Raw genomic sequence first — 19279 nt, forward strand, 5'->3', positions numbered from 1 at the left:
GGGGCGCGTCGCATTGAGCTTAGCGCCTTAGTCGGCAGGTGCAGTAGTTCGCTGCACGGCTGCCATCAAGGCCGCGGCATTGGCGCCACGGCAATCCACAATCTGTTGGGCGCCCAACGCCCTGGCTTGTTCGGCTACCCGCGGGCTCGGCACGAACAATGGCAGGCGCGCCAGGCGTGGCCAGTCGGCCCCCGCCAGCTGCAGCAGGTGCTCCAGCCCCTGCCCACTGCTGACCACCAGGCCATTCAGGCGTTCCGCCTCGATGCGGCGCAGCAGGGTGCCAGCCGGATACACCGGCAGGTTGCGTCGATACAGTTCCAGATAATCGACACTAGCACCTTGCTCTGCGAGACGCCCGGCCAGCAGTTCGCGACCTCCGACGCCCCTCACGATCAAAACGCGAGGGGTGGCGGCCCGGTTCATAGCCTCGCGCAGGTGCGGTAGCGCGAGCAAGGCCTCGCTGTCGTCACCTTGCGCCGAAAAGTCAACTTTCAAGCCCTGCGCCTGCAGCACCTGCGCCGTGGCCGCCCCCACGGTGAACCAACCTTCTCGCGGCGGCTGCAGGCCGGCCTGGCCCAACTGCTCGAGTAACAAGCGCGCGGCTGGCTTGCTGACCACGATGATCACCTGGTAACCGTGCAAGTCCGCCAGGTATTGGTGCTGCCCGGCCTGCAGCGCCACCGGTTCGATGGCCAGCAAAGGCAGGCTGCTGCTGGCGATCCCTGCCTGCGCGAGGCTTTGCGCCAGCGCCTGGCACTCCTCTTCGGGGCGGGTCAGCAGCAGGCGCCAAGGGCTCACGGGTGCCCAGCCTCGCCGTAGACCTCCTTGAGGATGGCCTCGGCCCCCTGGCCAAGCAGATCCTCAGCGACCTGCACACCCAAAGCCTCGGCCTGGCCACGCGGGCCGCGGGCTTCGGCCACCAGCAACGTGCCGCCGCTGGGCTGGCCGACCAGGCCACGCAGCCACAGTTGCTCGCCTTCAAGTACCGCGTAGCAGGCGATTGGCACCTGGCAACCGCCGTTCAGGCGTTTGTTCAGCGCCCGCTCGGCCACCACGCGATCGGCGGTGTCGGTGTGATGAAGCGGCGCCAGCAAGGCGTGAATCGCCTGGTCCGCACTGCGGCATTCGATGCCCACCGCGCCCTGGCCACCGGCGGGCAGGCTCTCGTCGACGCTGATGGTGGAACTGATGCGGTCTTCGAAACCAAGGCGGATCAAGCCAGCCGCGGCGAGGATGATGGCGTCGTACTCGCCAGCATCGAGCTTGGCCAAGCGGGTATTGACGTTGCCGCGCAGGAAGCGGATCTGCAGGTCCGGGCGTCGCGCGAGCAACTGAGCCTGGCGGCGCAGGCTGGAGGTACCGACGATGCTGCCGGCCGGCAGCGCATCGAGGCTGGTGAAGGTATTGGATACGAATGCATCGCGTGGATCTTCGCGCTCGCAGATGCAGTACAGGCCCAAGCCTTCAGGGAAGTCCATGGGCACGTCCTTCATAGAATGCACGGCGATATCGGCCTCGTGCTCGAGCAGGGCGGTTTCCAGTTCCTTGACGAACAGGCCCTTGCCGCCGATCTTCGACAATGGCGAGTCGAGCAGCTTGTCACCGCGGCTGACCATGGGCACCAGGGTCACGACCAGGCCAGGATGGGCCTCTTCCAGGCGGGCTTTGACATATTCGGCCTGCCACAGGGCCAGGGCACTTTTACGGGTGGCAATGCGGATTTCACGAGTGGACATGGAACGCCCCGATCCAGGAGAAATGCCGCCGATGATAACAGCTCCGCCAGCGCACCTAGCAGATTCAGGTCATCACCCGGCCTTCCCTGGCCGACATCCGCCGGTTCAGAGCGTCTGCATCATCTTGCGCACACCCGCCACGTGGCGGCGACTGACTGTCAGCGCATCGCCGTCGAGCCCTTTGAGGAACAGCTGGAAGTGCCCAAGTGGCGTGCGTTGCAGGCGCTCGATACGCTCCCGGGCGACCAGGGCGTTGCGGTGGATGCGCACGAAGCGCTCGCCGAACTCGTCCTCCAAGGCTTTGAGCGGCTCGTCCAGCAAGACCTCCCCGGCCTCGTGGCGCAAGGTCACGTACTTGTGGTCGGCAATGAAATAGATCACCTGGGGCAAGGGAATCAGCTCGATACCCTTGCGGGTCCGCGCGCTGATATGACTGCGCGGGCCGCCGCCTTCATTGGCCGGGCGGGTGAGCGCGGCGAGCTGGGCGCGGTTGGGTTTGTCGGCCTTGCGCAAGGCTTCGCGCAGGGCCTGAGGCTGGATGGGTTTGGTCACATGGCTGAGGGTGCTTTCCCGGAAAGCCTGGCTCCCGTACTCGTCGTCACCGGTACAGAACACCACCGCCGGTGGCGCTTCGCGCTCGCACAGCCGGGCGGCCACCTGAAGGCCATCCAGACCAGGCATGCCGATGTCCAACAGCACCACATCAGGCTTGAGGCTGTCGATCAAGGCCAGGGCCTCCTCGCCGTTGGTGGCACTGGGCTCCAGCACGGTGTAGCCCTCCAGCTCGCCAAGCATCCGGGTCAGGCGTTCACGGGCCAGGGGTTCGTCATCAACGATCAGGACATTCATAATTACGCTGGATTCCTGAGTGAGTCTCGCATGGGTATAGCGTAGACAAGGTGTAGGGCGACCGACACGCGGTCACGCTCTAGACCGATGCGACGGCCAAAGATTCACTGGCCCGGCAGATTCGCCGCCAGTCCTCTGTCCAACTGTAGACGGTCCGTGGAACACTGCCGTTCAATCGTTGAATATCCCCACACACCGATTCCCCCCGGGCTTTGCGAGATTTCTCTCGACCAGCGCCCTGCGGCGCGCGCTCCAACCCTGTTATGATCGGCGCCACTTTTTCGTTCACGCCTTCAACGAGTGAATCCATGAGCACCGACAAGACCAATCAGTCCTGGGGCGGCCGCTTCAGTGAGCCCGTCGACGCCTTCGTCGCCCGTTTCACCGCCTCGGTCGATTTCGACAAGCGCCTCTACCGCCACGACATCATGGGTTCGATCGCCCACGCCACCATGCTGGCGCAGGTCGGCGTACTCACCGACGCCGAGCGCGATGCCATCATCGACGGCCTGAAGACCATCCAGGGCGAGATCGAAGCGGGCAGCTTCGACTGGCGCGTCGACCTGGAAGACGTGCACATGAACATCGAGGCCCGCCTGACCGACCGCATCGGCATCACCGGCAAGAAGCTGCACACCGGCCGCAGCCGCAACGACCAGGTGGCTACCGACATCCGCCTGTGGCTGCGCGACGAGATCGACCTGATCCTGGCCGAGATCACCCGCCTGCAGCAGGGCCTGCTGGAGCAGGCCGAGCGCGAAGCCGAGACCATCATGCCCGGCTTCACCCACCTGCAGACCGCGCAGCCGGTGACTTTCGGTCATCACCTGCTGGCCTGGTTCGAGATGCTCAGCCGCGACTACGAGCGCCTGGTCGACTGCCGCAAGCGCACCAACCGTATGCCGCTGGGCAGCGCCGCGCTGGCCGGCACCACCTACCCGATCGACCGTGAGCTGACCTGCAAGCTGCTGGGCTTCGAGGCCGTCGCCGGCAATTCGCTGGATGGCGTCTCGGACCGCGACTTCGCCATCGAATTCTGCGCCGCGGCAAGCCTGGCGATGATGCACCTGTCGCGCTTCTCCGAAGAGCTGGTGCTGTGGACCAGCGCGCAGTTCCAGTTCATCGACCTGCCCGACCGCTTCTGCACCGGCAGCTCGATCATGCCGCAAAAGAAGAACCCGGACGTCCCGGAGCTGGTGCGTGGCAAGAGCGGCCGCGTGTTCGGCGCCCTGACCGGCCTGCTGACCCTGATGAAAGGCCAGCCGCTGGCCTACAACAAGGACAACCAGGAAGACAAGGAGCCCCTGTTCGACGCCGCCGATACCCTGCGCGACTCCCTGCGCGCCTTCGCCGACATGATTCCTGCGATCAAGCCCAAGCACGCCATCATGCGTGAAGCGGCCCTGCGCGGCTTCTCCACTGCCACGGACCTCGCCGACTACCTGGTCCGTCGTGGCCTGCCGTTCCGTGACTGCCACGAGATCGTCGGTCACGCGGTGAAGTATGGCGTCGACACCGGCAAGGATCTGGCCGAGATGAGCCTGGACGAACTGCGCCAGTTCAGCGACCAGATCGAGCAGGACGTCTTCGCCGTGCTGACCCTGGAAGGCTCGGTCAATGCGCGCAACCACATTGGCGGCACCGCACCGGCCCAAGTACGTGCAGCCGTGGCCCGCGGCAAGGCGCTGCTGGCTTCGCGTTAAGCCGCTTCGCGAGGGTTTGCCCTCAGTCGCGGCAGTTCGGCGCCTCGATGAACTCACGCCCCCAACGTTTTAGTGGTTTCAGTGGGAGCGGGTTCATCGAGGTGCCGAACCGCCGCGAACACCGGCAAAACCGGTGCCTTGCAGCACGATGGGTGATGAACCCGCGCCTCTTGGCCGCATACGGCCGCTACTTCTCTCAGCGCTTGCTGCGAACCATCTCCAGGAAAGCCGGCATCGCCGCCTCCTTGTCCGCCACGATCTTCGCCATGTGCGGGTTCGCCCCCAGCGTCTCCAGCAATGCCTTGGCCTCGGGGAACTCGGCCAGGAAATCGACGTTCAGCACCTTCTTGCCCACTGCGCAGGCCAGGTCCACCGAGAAGCAGAACACCAGATCGGCCAGCGTCAACGTTTCGCCTGCCACGTAAGGGGCAAACTTGCCGTTGCGCTTGAGCGTGGCAAAACCGGCCAGCAGCTCGGTGCGGGCGCGCTCCTTGATCAGCGGCTCGACGGCCATGCCGAAGAAAGCCTCGGAATAACAGGTCCGCGCCGGAAGCTCGATATACAGTTCGATTTCCTTGACCAGCTCCCGCACCTTGGCCTGGGCGAAGGCATCTGCCGGCAGCAGCGGCTTACCGCCCTGGGTCTGCTCGATGTAATCGAGGATCACTGTGGTTTCGCTGAGAAAACCGTGCTCGGTCTCGAGCACCGGTACCTTGCCGCGGGGACTGATCGCCAGGGCTTGCGGGGTCTGATTGGGAACGAACAGCACCTCTTCGAATGGCAGGCCTTTCTCCAGCAAGGCCAGTTTGACCATGTTGTAGTAGTTGCTGACCGCGAATCCGTGAAGCTTGAGCATTGATACAGCCTCCAGGCCGTGTGGGGATGGCCCGGCTTTTATAGACTCATCCCCAGGCTCTGACCAGCATCATCGACCCTATCGATGGCCAGGCATGGCCAGCGCAAGCATGGCAAACTGTGCATCCCACCCCAGGAGCACTGCCATGAGCGAGCCCAGCGACATCGACAACAACGAAGAGGAAGCCTTCGTCGAGGCAACCCTGACCCAGGCCATCGAGAACCAGATCGAAAGCGGCGAACCGCCGGCAGCCAAGGCCACATTCAACAAACTGACCCTGGTCGGCTACGAACGCGAGGACATCCTCAACCTCATGGCCCATGTCCTGGCCATCGAGATCGACGCCATGCTCGACGAGGACCGCCCCTTCAATGGCGAGTGGTACGAGAACGCCTTGCGCGCCTTGCCCGAGCTGCCACCTGAAGCAGATCAAGGCGACGACGACGAAGCCTGACTACACTCCAGGATCAGGCACCGACCACGGTGCCTCCGTCCTTGTCTGGAAGTCAGGAGTCCCCATGTCCTTTACCCCCGAACTGATCGCTGAACTGGAAGTCCTCGCCCTGTTCAACCTGGATTCCCACCAGGAAGGCATCAAGGTCCACAGCAACGCCGCCCCTGCCCTGGTGGCCGCGGCCCGCCGCCTGTACGACAAGCAACTCACCGACCAACCCGATGGTGGCTACCTGACCAGCCTGGGGCTGGATGCCGCCCAGAGCGTTCAGCAAGTGCTGACCATCCTCAAGGCCGCGCAGCCAGCCTGAGCCTTTCGCCGCCGTTACGTACAGCCCAATCCGCCCGACATGCCTGTCGGGACGGGTTTGGTTGTGAACGGGGCCTGCAATGACGGAGAAATGACGCCAAAAAACCCGTTTTTTGCTTATCCGACCCCATCACTCAGGCTAAACTCGCCGATGCTTCCCCTGGCCCTGTCCTTGAGTGTGCAATGAACAGCCCCCACGAAATCCGCCCCGACCTCGAGCAAGGCATCGACCGCAAGGAACTGGCGAAACTGCGTGCGCGCTTTCTGCACCTGAACCAAGGCCGCCTGGAGCGTGCGCGGGAAGGGCTCTCCACCCGCCAGCAACAGGTGCTGACCGCGCTGCCCCTGCTGTTTCACGTCAACCACCCCGTGCTCCCAGGTTATGTCTCGGGCACGACGCCAGCCGGTGTCTCGGGCTTCGAGCCTGGCCCCGATCTGCTGGCCGAAGCCCAGCGCCTGGCCCGCTCCTTCACCTACAAACCCCGCCACGGCACGGCGCCGCAGCCGATCCACGGGCTATTTCTGATGGGCAGCCTAGGCACGCTGGCCCAGGCCGAGCAAAGCGACATGGACCTGTGGGTATGTCACGCCCCAGGGTTACAGGAAGACGAACTGGCCGAACTGCGGCGTAAATGTCAGCTTCTGGAAACCTGGGCCGCCAGCCAGGGCGCCGAGGCGCATTTCTTCCTCATCGAGCCCCAGGGGTTCGTCCAGGGCGAGCGCAATGGGGAGCTCAGCTCCGACGACTGCGGGACTACCCAGCATTACCTACTGCTCGATGAGTTCTACCGCACCGCGATCTGGCTGGCCGGGCGCACACCACTGTGGTGGCTGGTGCCCGTCTACGAGGAACACAACTACCGGGCCTACACCCAGACCCTGCTGTCCAAACGGTTCATCCGCGCCGAGGACGACCTGGACCTCGGTCACCTGGCGCATATCCCGCCCGGAGAATTCGTCGGCGCCGGCCTGTGGCAGTTGTTCAAGGGGATCGATTCGCCCTACAAGTCATTGCTCAAACTGTTGCTCACCGAGGTCTATGCCAGCGAACACCCCGATGTCCGCTGCCTGAGCCTGGAATACAAGCAGGCGGTGTTCGCCAACCAGCTGGACCTCGACGCGCTGGACCCCTACGTCATGGTCTACCGCCGCATCGAGCAGTACTTGCAACAACGGGGTGAGTCCACCCGCCTGGAGCTGGTACGTCGTAGCCTGTACCTGAAAGTGAACAAGAAACTCAGCGAGCTCGGCCGCTCCCGCGCCAGCGGCTGGCAACGCCAGTTGCTCGCGCGTCTGACCAATGAGTGGGGCTGGGACGAACGCCAACTGGCCATGCTCGATACCCGTAGCCAATGGAAGGTACGCCAGGTGGCCGCGGAACGCCGTGAGCTGGTAGCCGAGCTCAACCACAGCTATCGCTTCCTCACCCAGTTCGCCCGCGACCAGAGCGCCAGCAGTCGTGCCGACCAACGCGACCTCAATGTGCTGGGTCGTCGGCTGTATGCGGCCTTCGAGCGCCGGGCCGGCAAGATCGAGGTGATCAACCCGGGTATCGCGCCGGACTTGGCCGAAGACACCCTGACCCTGGTCCAGTCGCCCAACCGCAAGGAGCCGGGCACCACCCATTGGGGCCTGTACAACGGCAACCTGGGCGTACACGAATGGGAGCACTTCAGCCCCCTCAAGCGTTGCCGCGAGCTGCTCGAGCTGCTCACCTGGGCCCATCGCAATGGCGTGATCGACAACACCACGCGCCTGGCCTTGCACCCCGGCGACAGCGACCTGACCGACTTTGAGCTGTTCAATCTGCTGGGCAGCTTGCAACAGAGCATCCCGCTGCCACTGGGGACGGTCAGCGAAGTCCGCCTGCTGCAACCGAGCGTGGCCGATGAGATCCTGCTGCTGGTCAACGTCGGCGTCGATCCGCTGCGTCATCATCGCGATCTGAACATCCTGATGACCACCGAACGTACCGACTCGCTGAGCTACGCCGGTGTGCGCGAAAACCTCGTCCTGACGCTCGATCAGGTCACCCTCAACAGTTGGAACGAGGTGCTGGTCCAGCGCTACGACGGCGAACACGCGCTGGTGCGCTGCCTGCGCGACTTCCTCAACAGCCTCGGCCAGCGCAATCAACGCCCCCGGCTACGGGTGCGCTGCTTCTGTCGCAATCGCGCCCAGGCCATCGCCCTGCGGGTCGAGGAAATCTTCGACACCGCTCAATTGCTGCTCGAGCAGAGGCTGAACCATCGCTACCTGCTGCAGGTGGCGCAGCACACCCATGTACTGGAACTGCAACCTGGACAAGTCACCCTGACCACCCTGCCCGATCATGACGCGGTACTGGGTTGCCTGGGCGAGGAGCGCGGCCAGTACAGCCCTCTGCACCTGGATGCCAACGCCTTGCAGGACCATGACCTGCCGCTAGTGCTGGAACAGGGCCGCCGCGATTGCCTGCAGGTGTTCTATCGCCTGCTGGAGGGGTGGGCCGACCTCTACGTGCTGGATGAATACAACGCCCTGTGGCATCAACGCCTACCGTTGCAGGACGAGGCACACCTGTTGCTGCCGCTGCAACGCTTCCTGCGCTCTGTGTTGATGCGACACGATGCACAACTGCCACTGGACAGCCTGCAGCAGACATCGCTGGAGATCCTGTATTACCAGTTGCTGCCCTCGGGCCCTGGCAAGGCGCGCAGCCTGGAGCCACGCCCGGCACCGCGAGAAGGCGCCGGCCAGCCATACTATGAAGTCCAGGCGATCTTGCAGGCCAGCGCGTCGGACGAGGTACACATCACCCTCTACTGCAACCAGCATGAGTTCTCGGAGCTGGAGCATGGCGAGCAGCTGTACGCCGTGGTCGCTCGGCAAATCCTAGGGCAACGGCGTAGCGCGGGCAGCTATCGCTGCTATATCACCGATCTGGACCTGTCCGAACTGCTAGGCGACGACCAAGGCTCCACCGCGCTTTACCTGCGTTACAAAACCCAGCTGGAGCGGGCGCTCAACGGTGGCCTGGAACAGTTGCAGGCGACGCTCGCCCCCTGACTATGAGCAACAGTTCCCTCTAAACAGCCAATCCAGCCAACCAGAAGCTGTGCACTCATTCAATGACTGGAGTGCGTGATGAACAAGCAGAACTGGATGGGCAACCTGCCTGAACTGGGCCGCCTACGAATTGATCAACTGGTACTGCCGGGTAGCCATGACTCTGGCATGGACAAGAACGCCGACAATGTCATTCCCCCTCAGGAAGTGACCCAGGACGTTTCGTGCATCGACCAGATCCGCGGCGGCATCCGCGTCCTCGACCTTCGAGTACGTGCCAGCCGTGAATACACACCTGAGTCCCCCTACCGCTACAAGCTCTACCACCTGAACACTTCCGGGCGCACGGTGCTTGGCGATGTGGTGCTCGAGTTGAACCGCTTCTATCAAGATCCCGCCAACGAACGGGAGATCATCATTCTCGACTTCCACCAGTTCGATAACTTCAGCGCCCAGGAGCATAAATGGATGCTGGCCATGCTGGAAAAGCACCTCGGCCCGCGAATCATTCCTTACGATCTGCACTCGCTGACCTTGGATCAGCTCTGGAATGAGCATCCAGGCCAAACGGTGGTGATCGCCTATAACCATAGTGCTGGCGGCGACCATTGGAATGGTGTGGAGCAGGTCTGGATCGGTGAGAACACACCGTCTACCGAGGAACTGAAAGCCTTCATGGATGACAAGGCTCAACGTTATAAGCCTGACGGCACACTGCGCTCGATCCAGTGCGCCAAATACAACAAGGTGATATTCACGCCCGATGATTTCAGCGACAAGATCGATGAATGGTTCGACTCGCAAGACCTGGACAGTTATATCCAAGGCTTTTACATCATCAACACCGATTGGTCGCTGCGCAGCCGCATCGTCGACAACTGCATCCATGCCTGCCAGCTCAGGGCGCAGAACGCGCCCTGAAATCCGCGCAGGGATCAGAGATCGTAGTCGCCCGCAGCTTCCGGCTGGTACTCAACGGCCAGCAGCTTGAGCTTGAGGGTCTTGCCGCCCGGGGCTGGCCAGTCGATCTGGTCCCCGACCGACAGCCCCAGCAACGCACAACCGATCGGCGCCAGGATTGAGACGTTGCCTTCGGGGCCGGCATCCTTCGGGTAGACCAAGGTCAGGTGATAGTCCTTGCCACTGGCTTCCTCGCGGCAGTGCACACGCGAGTTCATGGTCACCACACCGGCCGGGACGTCCTCGTGACCGACCACCTGATCGGCGCGGTCCAGCTCGTCCTGCAGGGCGAGCACACCCGGCGTACTTTCGTCGAGGCTGTCGATCAGGCGCTCGAGACGCTGTACGTCCAATCGGGTGAGGATGAGGGAAGGCTTGGTGCTCATGATCCAGTCAGACTCCTTTTTAACAGGCAGATAAAGCAAAACCCCGCCCAAGGGCGGGGTTTGTGAATGCTTTTGACGTCATCGACGCAAGCCCGACACTACCACAGCCGGACAAATACTCAAGCCCGGACCGTCAATGGCCGATGTGCTGCCCTCGCAGGGTCTGGGCTTCACGGCAGATTTGCCGGCGCCGTTCGTCGTCGGCCGAACGCCATTCGCGGATGTGCTCGACATGACGGAAACACCCGGTACAGACCCGGCGCTCGTCGAGCCGGCACACGCTGATGCAAGGCGACGGCACCGCCGGGCTGACGTTACTGTAAAGCGGCTTGGGTGGCCGAGGCTGGTCGCTCATTCAGATCTCGTCGAAGTCCAGCTTCTCGCCGGCTCGCTCCCAGACGATACGCTCGAGCATCTCACCCAGCAGCTCTTCGCTCTTCTCGCAGACCCACTTGCCGCTCTCTTCGTCGTAGTCGAAGTGGAATCCCCCGGAACGGTCGGCCAGCCAAAGCTGGCGCAGCGGCTCCTGGCGGCTGAAGATCAGCTGGCTGCCGCTGTCGAACTTGATGGTGAGCACCCCGGCGGAGTTCTCCATGTCCACGTCCAGGCCGCTCTCATCGAACAGGTCTTCCAGGGCCTGTTGTGTCGCGTCGACCAGATCGTGGAAACGCGCTTCGCTCAAACTCATTGCAGGTACCTCGAAATTGGCTGCTTACGGCAAGCCGGGCAAGATACGGGCGACTTGCCGGGAATGCAAAGCATCAAGCTATAAGCTTCGCGCTATAAGCTTCAAGCTTCGAGCGGGAAGCTGCAAGCGGCAGGAAAAAACCTGAGCCTGCGTCGAACCGTATGCCCTTGTCAGTGAAGCTTGATCGGGCCGCCAGGCGGACCGGTCCTTGCATAGGCAATCCGGCAGGCGCTCGGTATACTCGGGCGCAATACTGCATATTTCAAAGGATTCGCCAATGAAGCGCCTGATTTCCTCCCTCGCGGCGCTGGTCGCGGTTGCCTGCCTCGTTTCGGCCTGCGGTCAGAAGGGCCCTCTGTACCTGCCAGAAGACGGCAAGGACGGCAAGGACGCCCGCAAATCGCACCAGCATCAAGCGGTCCAGCCGGCCCAACCGGCCGAGACGCTCGAGCCTGCCGAACCCGCCCAGCCAGAGTCGCAGCCCGCGCAGTACTAAGGAAATCCAATGGACGCTTTCAACTACCGCGACGGCGAGCTGTTCGCGGAAGGCGTGGCCCTGTCGGCCATCGCCGAACGTTTCGGCACCCCGACCTACGTGTACTCGCGCGCCCACATCGAGGCCCAGTACCGCAGCTACACCGATGCCCTGCAAGGCACCGAGCACCTGGTCTGCTTCGCGGTCAAGGCCAACTCCAACCTGGGCGTGCTGAACGTCCTGGCACGCCTGGGCGCAGGCTTTGACATCGTTTCCGGCGGTGAATTGGAGCGTGTGCTGGCCGCAGGCGGACGCGCCGATCGGGTGGTGTTCTCCGGTGTCGGCAAGACCCGTGACGACATGCGCCGCGCGCTGGAAGTCGGTGTGCACTGCTTCAACGTCGAATCCACCGAAGAGCTCGAGCGCCTGCAAGTGGTGGCGGCCGAGATGGGCAAGGTCGCCCCGGTCTCGCTACGCGTGAACCCGGATGTCGATGCCGGCACCCACCCGTACATCTCCACCGGTCTCAAGGAAAACAAGTTCGGCATCGCCATCGCCGACGCCGAAGCCATCTACGTGCGCGCCGCGCAACTGCCCAACCTGGAAGTGGTGGGCGTGGACTGCCACATCGGCTCGCAGTTGACCACCGTCGAGCCCTTCCTCGATGCCCTGGACCGCCTGCTGGTGCTGGTCGACCGCCTGGCTGAGTGCGGTATCCACCTGCGCCACCTGGACCTGGGCGGTGGTGTCGGCGTTCGCTACCGCGACGAAGAGCCACCGCTGGTTTCGGACTACATCCAGGCCATTCGCGAGCGCGTCGGCGAACGTGACCTGGCCCTGGTGTTCGAGCCGGGCCGTTACATCGTCGCCAATGCCGGTGTCCTGCTAACCCGCGTCGAATACCTCAAGCACACCGAACACAAGGACTTCGCCATCATCGATGGGGCGATGAACGACCTGATCCGCCCGGCCCTGTACCAGGCCTGGATGGGCGTCAGCGCGGTCAAGCCGCGTGCCGGTGAAGGCCGCACCTATGACCTGGTCGGCCCGATCTGCGAGACCGGCGACTTCCTGGCCAAGGACCGCGTACTGAACCTGGCCGAAGGCGACCTGCTGGCCGTTCAGTCCGCCGGCGCCTATGGTTTTGTCATGAGCTCGAACTACAACACCCGTGGCCGCTGCGCCGAAGTGCTGGTCGATGGCAACGAGGCTTTCGAAGTCCGTCGCCGGGAAACCATTGCCGAACTGTTCGCCGGCGAAAGCCTGCTGCCGGAGTGAAACCATGCTGCTGCGTTTCACCAAGATGCACGGGCTGGGCAACGACTTCATGGTCCTGGACCTGGTCAGCCAGCACGCGCACATCCAGCCCAAGCATGCCAAGCAGTGGGGTGACCGCAACACCGGCGTCGGCTTCGACCAGCTGCTGATCGTCGAGGCGCCGAACAACCCGGACGTGGACTTCCGCTATCGGATCTTCAATGCCGACGGTTCCGAGGTCGAGCAGTGCGGCAACGGTGCGCGCTGTTTCGCCCGCTTCGTGCTGGACAAGCGCTTGACCGCCAAGAAGCGCATCCGCGTGGAAACCAAAGGCGGCATCATCGAGCTGGACGTGCGCAACGACGGCCAGGTGTGTGTCGACATGGGCCCGCCGCGCTTCGCCCCGGCCGAGATACCCTTCATCGCCGATGAACAGGCCCTGAGCTATCCATTGGAAGTCGACGGCCAGGTCCATTCGATCGCCGCCGTGTCCATGGGCAACCCCCACTCGGTGCTGCGTGTCGATGACGTGAGAACGGCCCCGGTGCATGAGCTGGGCCCGAAAATCGAACACCATCCGCGCTTCCCGCAGCGGGTCAATGCCGGCTTTATCCAGGTCGTCGACCGCCACCACGCCAACCTGCGGGTCTGGGAGCGTGGCGCCGGCGAAACCCAGGCGTGCGGTACCGGGGCCTGTGCGGCCGCGGTAGCCGCCATCAGCCAAGGCTGGATGGATTCGCCGGTGAGCATCGACCTGCCGGGCGGCCGCCTGAACATCGAGTGGGCCGGCCCCGGCAAGCCTGTACTGATGACTGGCCCAGCCGTACGCGTGTATGAAGGACAGGTTCGTCTCTAAACGAGTAACCGCCATGACCGATCAACCCCAGGTTGTACCCGAGCAGGCCCCCAGCCTCGATGCCGAGGCCGTGGTCGCCTACCTGCGCGCCCACCCGACCTTCTTCGCCGAACACGACGAGCTGCTGGTAGAGCAGCGCATCCCCCACCAGCGTGGCGACAGCGTGTCGCTGGTGGAGCGCCAGTTGAAGTTGCTGCGCGATCGCAACATCGAGATGCGTCATCGCCTTTCGCAATTGATGGATGTCGCCCGAGACAACGACCGGCTGTTCGACAAGACCCGTCGCCTGATCCTCGACCTGCTCGATGCGGGCAGCCTCGAGGAAGTGGTCATGGCCGTGGAGGACAGCCTTCGCCAGGAATTCCAGGTGCCTTTCGTCAGCCTGATCCTGTTCGGCGAAAGTGCAGCCCCTGTCGGCCGCTGGGCCAGCAACGGCGAAGCCCAACAGGCCATCGGCGCGCTGCTGGGCAGCGGCAAGACTGTCAGCGGCAACCTGCGCGAGCATGAGCTGGCGTTCCTGTTCGGCGAGGAGCAGCGCAAGGAAGTCGGCTCCAGCGCGGTCGCCGCGCTCGACTACCAAGGGCTGCACGGCGTACTGGCGATCGGCAGCCGCGACCCGCAGCACTACAAGAGCAGCGTCGGCACCCTGTTCCTGAGCTATATCGCCGAAGTGCTCGGCCGCGTCGTCCCGCGCTTCACCCAGACCCTGCGACCGGTGCGCTGATGGAACGCCAGTTGGAGGCTTATTGCGCTCATCTGCGCAATGAGCGCCAGATGTCCGAACATACCCAACTGGCTTACCGTCGCGACCTGCAGAAGGTCATCGAATTCTGCGCCGCCCAAGGCATCACCGACTGGAAGGCCCTGCAGGTCCAGCAGTTGCGCCAGATGGTGGCGCGCCTGCACCAGCATGGCCAGTCCGCTCGAAGCCTGGCACGCCTGCTTTCGGCAGTGCGCGGGCTGTACCGATACCTGAACCGCGAAGATCTGTGTCAGCACAACCCGGCCAATGGCCTGGCCGCGCCCAAGGGCGAGCGCCGACTGCCCAAGGTCCTGGACACCGATCGCGCCTTGCAGCTGCTCGACGGCGGCGTGGACGATGACTTCATTGCCCGTCGCGACCAGGCGATTCTCGAGCTTTTCTACTCCTCCGGGCTACGCCTATCTGAGCTGACCAACCTTGACCTGGACCAGCTGGATCTCACCGCCGGGCTGGTTCAGGTACAAGGCAAGGGCAACAAGGCCCGTGTGTTGCCGGTCGGGCGCAAGGCCCGCGAAGCCCTGCAGCAGTGGCTGAAGCTGCGCGGCATCAGCGCACCTCGGGACAACGCAGTGTTCCTGACCCGCCAAGGCACCCGCCTCGGCCAACGGGCGATCCAGATGCGGGTCAAGGCCGCGGGCGAGCGCGAGCTGGGACAGCACCTGCATCCCCACATGCTTCGCCACTCTTTCGCCAGCCACCTGCTGGAGTCTTCCCAGGACCTGCGCGCAGTGCAGGAAATGCTTGGCCACGCCGACATCGGCACCACGCAGATCTATACCCACCTGGACTTCCAGCACCTGGCCGCGGTGTACGACAGCGCCCATCCTCGGGCCAAACGCAGCAAAGGCACAGACTCATGAGCATCAAGCTGATTACCTTCGACCTGGACGACACCCTGTGGGACACCGCACCGGTAATCGCCAGCGCCGAAATCGTCCTGCGCGACTGGCTCGCGGCCAATGCCCCGATCCTGGGCGGCGTGCCGGTCGAGCACCTGTTCGCCATCCGCGAGCGCCTGGTGCAGGCCGAACCCGGTCTCAAGCACCGCATCAGCGCCCTGCGCCGCCGTGTGCTGTTCCATGCGCTGGAAGAGGTCGGCTATAGCGAGAAACAAGCCCTGGATCTGGCCAACGAAGGCTTCGAGGTGTTCCTGCACGCACGCCATCAGGTGGAGGTGTTCCCCGAAGTGCAACCTGTGCTGGAAATCCTGCGCCACCAGTACATGCTCGGCGTGGTCACCAATGGCAACGCCGACGTGCGTCGTCTGGGGCTGGCGGATTACTTCAGGTTTGCCTTGTGCGCCGAGGACCTGGGCATCGGCAAGCCGGACCCGGCACCGTTCATGGAAGCCCTGCGCCGGGGCGAGGTCGAGGCCGGTGCTGCAGTGCACATTGGCGACCATCCCGCTGACGATGTCGCGGGCGCCCAGCGCGCCGGGCTGCGGGCGGTGTGGTTCAATCCCCAAGGCAAGGCGTGGGTGGGCGAACGGGCACCGGACGCAGAAATCCAGCGGCTGTCGCAGTTGCCGGACGTTCTGTCGCGCTGGCGCTGAAAGGGCCGGTTACCGCACAGCCCGATAAAACCTGCGCCCACAAAAAAGCCCGCAGCGACGGCGGGCTTTTTTGCGTTCAGCCACTCAGATAGGGCGGCTGCCGTACTTGTTGTCCGGCTTTTTGGGTGGATCGGCGACCACGTTGGCTTCGACCTCCTGAACCTTGCCACCACGCGCAAGGAACTCTTCCATGGCCTTGGCCAGCGCATCGCGCTCCTTCTGCTTGGCTTCCATGCTTGGCATCTCGTCCACCGAGACCGCCGCCTTGGATTTACCCTTGGCTACCGGTGCGGGGCTGTCGTCTTCGCCAGCGTCTTCCGCGCCGTCGTCGGCCGCAGCTTCAAGGCCCTCATCGGCCTCGTCTTCATCGCCTACTTCGAGGTCGTCATTTTCCAGATCGTCGTCGCTCATGTTCTACCTCATGACTTGCGAAAAGCAGGTTAGTTATAGACCAGTGGAGCCGTAGACCGGCAGCCACCAGTGAAAATTCAACTGGCCGTGGGTTGGCCACTGCCCGGGCGTCCCTCTCCTGATGTGGAGACTGTCGCCCAACAGGCTCTGCTCCTGGCAGAACCTGAAAAATCATCGAGCCATCGGCCGGAAAAAAGCGCCGGCAGCACCTGCTGGCCATGCGCTACTGGCAAGCCTAGCAAAGGGTGGAGAAGTGTGTGGACAGCTCATCGAACACCCTTCGGCGCGCATTCTAGCGCGCTCGTTGAAAAAGCAAAGCTCCCTGAACGCCCAGCGCGTTGTAAGTTTTAGGCCTGTGTCACGAACGTGCCGGGTAAACCGTTTGCTCTTCGCTAAACAGCGAATTCCAGGCAAAAAAATGCCCGGCGAACCGGGCAAGTTTTCCAGCGCGTCGCGGTTACAGGTTGTAGCCGCGCTCGTTGTGTTGAGCCAGGTCGAGGCCGACCGACTCTTCTTCTTCGTTGACCCGAAGCCCCATCAACACGTCCAGCACCTTGAGGATCACGTAGGTGACGATGGCGGTGTAGACCACGGTGAACAGCACGCCCTTGGTCTGCACCCAGACCTGCGCGGCGATGTCGGTGACCGCGCCGAAGCCGCCCAGGGCAGGTGCCGCGAACACACCGGTGAGAATGGCGCCGACGATACCGCCGATACCGTGCACGCCGAAGGCGTCCAGGGAGTCGTCATAGCCCAGCTTGCGCTTGAGGCTGGTGGCGCAGAAGTAGCAGATCACGCCCGAAGCCAGGCCGATGATCAGCGCGCCCATCGGACCCACGGTGCCTGCCGCCGGAGTGATGGCCACCAGGCCCGCGACCACACCGGAGGCGATACCCAAGGCGCTGGGTTTGCCGTGGCCGATCCACTCGGCGAACATCCAGCCCAGCGCCGCGGCGGCGGTGGCAATCTGGGTGACCAGCATGGCCATGCCGGCAGTGCCGTTGGCCGCGGCGGCGGAACCTGCGTTGAAACCGAACCAGCCGATCCACAGCATGGCCGCGCCCATCAGCGTATAGCCCAGGTTGTGCGGGGCCATCGGGGTGGTCGGGTAGCCTTTGCGCTTGCCCAACACCAGGCAGCAGACCAGGCCGGCGATACCGGCATTGATGTGCACCACGGTGCCGCCGGCGAAGTCGAGTACGCCCCAATCCCACATCAGCGCGCCATCACCGCTCCAGACCATGTGCGCGATCGGCGCATAGACCAGAGTGAACCAGACGCCCATGAACACCAGCATGGCCGAGAACTTCATGCGTTCGGCGAAAGCGCCGACGATCAGCGCCGGGGTGATGATGGCGAAAGTCATCTGGAACGTGATGAAGACTGCCTCGGGGAACAGCGCGGTGGCCGAGGTCAGGTTCTGAGGCGTGACGCCGCTCAGAAACGCCTTCGAGAAGCCGCCGACGAAGGAATAGAGATTGACCACGCCCTTTTCCATACCGGTGGTATCGAATGCCAGGCTGTAGCCGTAGACCACCCACAGAATGCTCATCAGGCCGGTAATGGCGAAGCATTGCATCATCACCGACAGCACGTTCTTGGAGCGGACCATGCCGCCATAGAACAGGGCCAGACCCGGAATGGTCATGAACAGCACCAGCGCCGTGGCAGTGAGCATCCAGGCGGTATCGCCGGAATTCAACGCCGGGGCAGCTTCCTCTGCCAAGGCCAGGCCGGGCATTACGAGGGACAATAGGGCTCCTAGCCCTGCGATCTTACGCAGAGTCATGTTGTTTTCTCCTGGGGCGTTGGGTTTGTGAGGCGGTGTTACTTAGATCGCGTCGGTATCGGTTTCGCCGGTACGGATGCGGATGGCCTGCTCCAGATTGACCACGAAGATCTTGCCGTCACCGATTTTGCCGGTGTTGGCGGCCTTGGTGATGGCTTCGATGACACGGTCAAGGTCCTTGTCGTCGATCGCGACGTCGATCTTCACCTTGGGCAGGAAATCGACCACGTACTCAGCACCGCGGTACAACTCGGTATGGCCTTTCTGCCGACCGAAGCCTTTTACTTCGGTCACGGTGATGCCCTGCACGCCGATTTCCGACAGCGACTCGCGCACGTCGTCCAGCTTGAACGGCTTGATGATGGCAGTGACTAGCTTCATGAAACTTCTCCCGATTTGGTGGACTTGCCCCAGGAAAACAAACCCGTCTCAAGTCTAAGCGCAGCGGTTGGCTTTGTAACCCGTCGTCGGAGCCCTCTCGCCAAAGTCGAGGGGCCGTTGGTTCCAGCCTCGCACTGCCTGGTCACAAGAACTGCATCAGTGCATGGCTCGAAATGGTCTTTGCAGAAACCTTGCCACTTCGGATAACCCGAGCAAAAACAGTCGATTACGCTCAGAGGCAGGCTTTGGCCAATCGCCAGCAGAGAAAACACGCACAACTTCGGTGCATCGAAACGCTGCAGGCTGCGCAAAAAATGTGCAGGGCAGACGCCATCCAGGTGCGTGCTACACTGCGCACCTCTCAACGATTCAAGCGGACAGCCCAACATGCTCGCGCCCAAAGCCTTTCTCGACGCCCTGAGCGACCAGGCCTCTCGCCTGTTCAGCGGCGACACCGCACAGCCACGCGCCGAACTGGAAAGCCAGTTCAAGGTCCTCATGCAGGGCGCCTTCAGTAAGCTGGACCTGGTCAGCCGGGATGAATTCGACAGCCAGATGGTAGTCCTGGCGCGCACTCGCGCACGCCTGGAAGCCCTGGAAAGGCAGGTGGCCGAGCTGGAAGCGCGGATCGCTCCATCCGCTGAGCAATAACAGCCGCCCGCTTTCGCCGATGCCTGTTCTGCGGTGTTCTCATGAACACCGCTGTCCCTACAGGCCGTCGGTCACTCCCTGCAAAACCCCGACGCACTCTTTCGCAATCGACCTTTCCCAGGCGCTCTATGCTTGCCCAACCGCAGGAAGCGGTT

22 protein-coding genes are annotated in these 19279 nt (G+C 63.2%); 12 read left to right on the forward strand and 10 right to left on the reverse strand.

Annotation, left to right across the window (positions count from 1 at the left end):
- Positions 1-27: 27 nt before the first annotated feature.
- From HMPREF3173_RS24865 to HMPREF3173_RS07450, 3 genes are all read right to left on the reverse strand, one after another.
- Entirely contained in the window at positions 28-798 is a 771-nt protein-coding gene (locus tag HMPREF3173_RS24865; RefSeq protein ID WP_070572078.1) for a uroporphyrinogen-III synthase, read from the reverse strand.
- Positions 795-1736: a hydroxymethylbilane synthase gene (gene hemC, locus HMPREF3173_RS07445; protein WP_070572079.1), complete on the reverse strand. Its 942-nt coding sequence runs from the start codon at positions 1734-1736 to the stop codon at positions 795-797. Before hemC ends, HMPREF3173_RS24865 begins: the two co-directional genes overlap by 4 nt.
- A 105-nt stretch (positions 1737-1841) precedes the next feature.
- The gene (locus HMPREF3173_RS07450) at positions 1842-2585 is read right to left on the reverse strand and encodes a LytR/AlgR family response regulator transcription factor (protein WP_043213393.1); all 744 of its coding nucleotides are present in this window, start codon (positions 2583-2585) and stop codon (positions 1842-1844) included.
- A 308-nt stretch (positions 2586-2893) separates the two neighbouring features.
- Between HMPREF3173_RS07450 and argH the strand changes: the two genes are divergently transcribed.
- Positions 2894-4288: an argininosuccinate lyase gene (gene argH, locus HMPREF3173_RS07455; protein WP_070572082.1), complete on the forward strand. Its 1395-nt coding sequence runs from the start codon at positions 2894-2896 to the stop codon at positions 4286-4288.
- A gap of 196 nt (positions 4289-4484) precedes the next feature.
- Here argH and HMPREF3173_RS07460 read toward each other — a convergent pair whose 3' ends face one another.
- Positions 4485-5144, reverse strand: a complete 660-nt coding sequence (locus HMPREF3173_RS07460) for a glutathione S-transferase (RefSeq protein ID WP_070572083.1) — start codon at positions 5142-5144, stop codon at positions 4485-4487.
- A gap of 145 nt (positions 5145-5289) precedes the next feature.
- On the opposite strand from HMPREF3173_RS07460, the gene HMPREF3173_RS07465 reads away from it, so the two are divergent.
- From HMPREF3173_RS07465 to HMPREF3173_RS07480, 4 genes are all read left to right on the forward strand, one after another.
- Positions 5290-5598 carry a hypothetical protein gene (locus HMPREF3173_RS07465; RefSeq protein ID WP_043213398.1) on the forward strand — a complete coding sequence of 103 codons (309 nt, stop codon included), beginning with the start codon at positions 5290-5292 and terminating at the stop codon, positions 5596-5598.
- A gap of 64 nt (positions 5599-5662) precedes the next feature.
- Entirely contained in the window at positions 5663-5908 is a 246-nt protein-coding gene (locus HMPREF3173_RS07470) for a TIGR02647 family protein (RefSeq protein ID WP_043213401.1), read from the forward strand.
- 182 nt (positions 5909-6090) lie between these two features.
- Positions 6091-8955: a class I adenylate cyclase gene (locus HMPREF3173_RS07475; RefSeq protein WP_070572085.1), complete on the forward strand. Its 2865-nt coding sequence runs from the start codon at positions 6091-6093 to the stop codon at positions 8953-8955.
- A gap of 78 nt (positions 8956-9033) precedes the next feature.
- Positions 9034-9876: a PI-PLC domain-containing protein gene (locus tag HMPREF3173_RS07480; RefSeq protein ID WP_070572087.1), complete on the forward strand. Its 843-nt coding sequence runs from the start codon at positions 9034-9036 to the stop codon at positions 9874-9876.
- Between the two features lie 14 nt (positions 9877-9890).
- Here the strand turns inward: HMPREF3173_RS07480 and rnk are convergent, their stop codons facing one another.
- The 3 genes from rnk to cyaY form a co-directional block, all read right to left on the reverse strand.
- A complete protein-coding gene (rnk, locus tag HMPREF3173_RS07485) occupies positions 9891-10301 on the reverse strand; it encodes a nucleoside diphosphate kinase regulator (protein WP_043213405.1) in 411 nt (136 codons plus the stop codon).
- Between the two features lie 133 nt (positions 10302-10434).
- Positions 10435-10656, reverse strand: a complete 222-nt coding sequence (locus HMPREF3173_RS07490; RefSeq protein WP_070572089.1) for a DUF1289 domain-containing protein — start codon at positions 10654-10656, stop codon at positions 10435-10437.
- On the reverse strand, positions 10657-10989 hold the full coding sequence (gene cyaY, locus HMPREF3173_RS07495; protein ID WP_043213409.1) for an iron donor protein CyaY: 333 nt from the start codon (positions 10987-10989) through the stop codon (positions 10657-10659).
- A 277-nt stretch (positions 10990-11266) separates the two neighbouring features.
- Between cyaY and HMPREF3173_RS07500 the strand changes: the two genes are divergently transcribed.
- From HMPREF3173_RS07500 to HMPREF3173_RS07525, 6 genes are read left to right on the forward strand one after another with little or no spacing between them, the layout of a single operon-like run.
- On the forward strand, positions 11267-11485 hold the full coding sequence (locus HMPREF3173_RS07500; protein ID WP_052352483.1) for an LPS translocon maturation chaperone LptM: 219 nt from the start codon (positions 11267-11269) through the stop codon (positions 11483-11485).
- A 9-nt stretch (positions 11486-11494) separates the two neighbouring features.
- Positions 11495-12742 carry a diaminopimelate decarboxylase gene (lysA, locus tag HMPREF3173_RS07505; RefSeq protein ID WP_070572091.1) on the forward strand — a complete coding sequence of 416 codons (1248 nt, stop codon included), beginning with the start codon at positions 11495-11497 and terminating at the stop codon, positions 12740-12742.
- 4 nt (positions 12743-12746) lie between these two features.
- Positions 12747-13577 (forward strand): diaminopimelate epimerase, encoded by an 831-nt coding sequence (gene dapF, locus HMPREF3173_RS07510; RefSeq protein WP_070572093.1) that lies wholly within the window; start codon positions 12747-12749, stop codon positions 13575-13577.
- A 13-nt stretch (positions 13578-13590) separates the two neighbouring features.
- Positions 13591-14301 (forward strand): DUF484 family protein, encoded by a 711-nt coding sequence (locus HMPREF3173_RS07515; protein WP_043213416.1) that lies wholly within the window; start codon positions 13591-13593, stop codon positions 14299-14301.
- Positions 14301-15200: a tyrosine recombinase XerC gene (gene xerC / locus HMPREF3173_RS07520; RefSeq protein WP_070572095.1), complete on the forward strand. Its 900-nt coding sequence runs from the start codon at positions 14301-14303 to the stop codon at positions 15198-15200. The genes HMPREF3173_RS07515 and xerC overlap by 1 nt, the downstream gene beginning before the upstream one ends.
- Positions 15197-15892 carry an HAD family hydrolase gene (locus HMPREF3173_RS07525; RefSeq protein ID WP_070572097.1) on the forward strand — a complete coding sequence of 232 codons (696 nt, stop codon included), beginning with the start codon at positions 15197-15199 and terminating at the stop codon, positions 15890-15892. The genes xerC and HMPREF3173_RS07525 overlap by 4 nt, the downstream gene beginning before the upstream one ends.
- 84 nt (positions 15893-15976) lie before the next feature.
- Here HMPREF3173_RS07525 and sutA read toward each other — a convergent pair whose 3' ends face one another.
- The 3 genes from sutA to glnK all read right to left on the reverse strand — a co-directional run bounded on the left by sutA (position 15977) and on the right by glnK (position 18473).
- The gene (sutA, locus tag HMPREF3173_RS07530) at positions 15977-16303 is read right to left on the reverse strand and encodes a transcriptional regulator SutA (RefSeq protein ID WP_043213429.1); all 327 of its coding nucleotides are present in this window, start codon (positions 16301-16303) and stop codon (positions 15977-15979) included.
- A 457-nt stretch (positions 16304-16760) separates the two neighbouring features.
- Positions 16761-18092: an ammonium transporter gene (locus HMPREF3173_RS07535; protein WP_043213430.1), complete on the reverse strand. Its 1332-nt coding sequence runs from the start codon at positions 18090-18092 to the stop codon at positions 16761-16763.
- A 42-nt stretch (positions 18093-18134) separates the two neighbouring features.
- Positions 18135-18473: a P-II family nitrogen regulator gene (gene glnK, locus HMPREF3173_RS07540; RefSeq protein ID WP_002555808.1), complete on the reverse strand. Its 339-nt coding sequence runs from the start codon at positions 18471-18473 to the stop codon at positions 18135-18137.
- A 387-nt stretch (positions 18474-18860) separates the two neighbouring features.
- Here glnK and HMPREF3173_RS07545 point away from each other — a divergent pair, with 387 nt between their 5' ends.
- Positions 18861-19124, forward strand: a complete 264-nt coding sequence (locus tag HMPREF3173_RS07545) for an accessory factor UbiK family protein (protein ID WP_070572099.1) — start codon at positions 18861-18863, stop codon at positions 19122-19124.
- The last annotated feature ends 155 nt before the right edge of the window (positions 19125-19279 follow it).

The sequence above is a fragment of the Pseudomonas sp. HMSC08G10 genome, assembly GCF_001808425.1.
In the GTDB taxonomy this organism is placed as follows: domain Bacteria; phylum Pseudomonadota; class Gammaproteobacteria; order Pseudomonadales; family Pseudomonadaceae; genus Aquipseudomonas; species Aquipseudomonas guariconensis.